General features: G+C 55.9%; 2 protein-coding genes. Both read left to right on the forward strand.

The window, feature by feature from the left end; genetic code table 11:
• The first annotated feature begins 85 nt into the window (after positions 1-85).
• Positions 86-445: an IS66 family insertion sequence element accessory protein TnpB gene (gene tnpB, locus C8K58_RS32115; RefSeq protein ID WP_019412232.1), complete on the forward strand. Its 360-nt coding sequence runs from the start codon at positions 86-88 to the stop codon at positions 443-445.
• 18 nt (positions 446-463) lie between these two features.
• Positions 464-1,996, forward strand: a complete 1,533-nt coding sequence (locus tag C8K58_RS32120) for an IS66 family transposase (RefSeq protein ID WP_027604575.1) — start codon at positions 464-466, stop codon at positions 1,994-1,996.
• The last annotated feature ends 46 nt before the right edge of the window (positions 1,997-2,042 follow it).

Below are 2,042 nucleotides of genomic sequence, written 5' to 3' on the forward strand. Positions count from 1 at the left end.
GTAAGCGCTCCATGAACCCCACATTCAAAGTCACCATCTGATCCCCGATGCTGTGCTCCCGATTCCTTTCCGGAGCCAGCACCTCATGATGCGTCCCGACGCAAAAGTCGAAAAAGTCTATCTCTACCCCAAACCCGTCGACTTCCGAAAATCCATCGATGGCCTAGCCGCTCTGGTCGAACTGGACATTAAGGTCGCGGTGTTTGACCCGGTACTTTTCGTGTTCCTCAACAAGCCTCGAAACCGAGTGAAAATTTTGTATTGGGAGCGTAACGGTTTTTGCCTTTGGCTAAAGCGGCTGGAGTCCGAGCGCTTCAAAACATCGCCGGATTGTTCGGATGAAGCCATCGTGCTGACGGTTCAAGAACTCAACTGGTTATTGGATGGTTTTGATTTGTGGCGCAACCGCCCGCATCAAGTTTTGACGCCTCGATTTGTCGCCTGATTCGGTATAATCCAGGGCATGATTTCCATGCCCAAAGACCTTCCTGACGACCCTGCTTTGCTCAAGCAACTGCTTGAGCAAATGCTGAGTGAGCGCGAGTCGGATAAGGGCAAGATCGTTCATCTCGAAGAAGAAAACGCGTTGTTGCGTCAGCGCCTTTTCGGGCGTAAGTCAGAGCAGACAGCCGATCCCGCGACCCCGCAAATGGCCTTGTTCAACGAAGTTGAAAGCGTGGCCGAGTCTGTCGACGAAACGGTGGAAGAAGAGGTTGTCGCTCCGACCAAACATCGCGGTAAACGCAAGCCTCTGCCCGCCGATCTTCCGCGCATCGACGTCATCCACGAACTGCCCGAGCACGAACTGACCTGCGCCTGCGGTTGCCGCAAGCACACCATTGGTGAGGAAATCAGCGAGCAGCTGGAGATCGTGCCGATGCAAATCCGTGTGATCAAACATGTCCGCAAGATCTACGGTTGCCGCGATTGCGAGACCGCACCGGTTACCGCGGACAAGCCCGCTCAACTGATTGAAAAAAGCATGGCCAGCCCAAGTGTCCTGGCGATGCTGCTGACGACCAAATACGTCGATGGCTTACCGCTTCACCGCTTCGAAAAAGTGCTGGGCCGCCACGGTATCGATATCCCACGCCAGACCTTGGCGCGCTGGGTTATCCAGTGCGGCGAACACCTGCAACCCTTGCTCAACTTGATGCGGGATCGACTGCTGGGAAGTCGCATCATCCACTGCGACGAAACGCGTGTACAGGTGATGAAAGAGCCTGATCGAGAGCCGACCAGTCAATCCTGGATGTGGGTGCAAACCGGCGGACCGCCTAATCAGCCTGTGATCCTTTTTGACTACTCGACCAGCCGGGCGCAGGAGGTTCCGTCGCGCCTGCTCGAAGGTTATCGCGGCTACCTGATGACCGACGATTATGTTGGTTACAACGCCTTGGGCGCGCAGTCCGGTGTCGAACGTTTAGGCTGTTGGGCCCATGCACGACGCAAGTTTGTCGAGGCGCAAAAGGTGCAGCCTAAAGGTAAAACCGGGCGTGCCGATATCGCCCTGAATCTGATCAACAAGCTGTACGGTATCGAGCGAGATTTAAAAGAAGTCGGCGATGAACATCGCCACGAAAGCCGACAGCAAAACAGCTTGCCGGTGTTGGCCCAATTGCAAACATGGTTGGAGAAAACCCAGCCACAAGTGACGGCGCAAAATGCACTGGGCAAAGCCATCAGCTACTTGGCCAGCAACTGGATCAAGTTGGTGCGCTACACCGAAGCCGGATATTTGCCGATCGACAACAATGCGGCCGAGCGTGCGATCCGGCCCTTCGTGATCGGGCGCAAGAACTGGCTGTTCAGCGACACGCCCAAAGGCGCGACGGCCAGCGCTCAACTTTACAGTTTGGTCGAGACGGCTAAAGCCAACGGCCAAGAGCCCTATGCGTGGCTGCGCCACGCCCTTGAGCGCCTGCCACAGGCAACCTCGGTTGAAGATTACGAAGCCTTGCTGCCGTGGAACTGTTCGCCCGCATCGCCTAGCTAAGCGCGCCGCCTATTTTTGAACAGGTGGGGTTTATGGAGCGCTTACG

Origin of the sequence: Pseudomonas sp. GV047 (assembly GCF_003058245.1) — a bacterium.
In the GTDB taxonomy this organism is placed as follows: Bacteria; Pseudomonadota; Gammaproteobacteria; order Pseudomonadales; family Pseudomonadaceae; genus Aquipseudomonas; species Aquipseudomonas marginalis.

Coding starts and splice junctions, on each gene's coding strand:
- tnpB (WP_019412232.1), top strand. CDS start 86: ATGATGCGTCCCGACGCAAAAGTCGAAAAAGTCTATCTCTACCCCAAA.
- C8K58_RS32120 (WP_027604575.1), top strand. CDS start 464: ATGATTTCCATGCCCAAAGACCTTCCTGACGACCCTGCTTTGCTCAAG.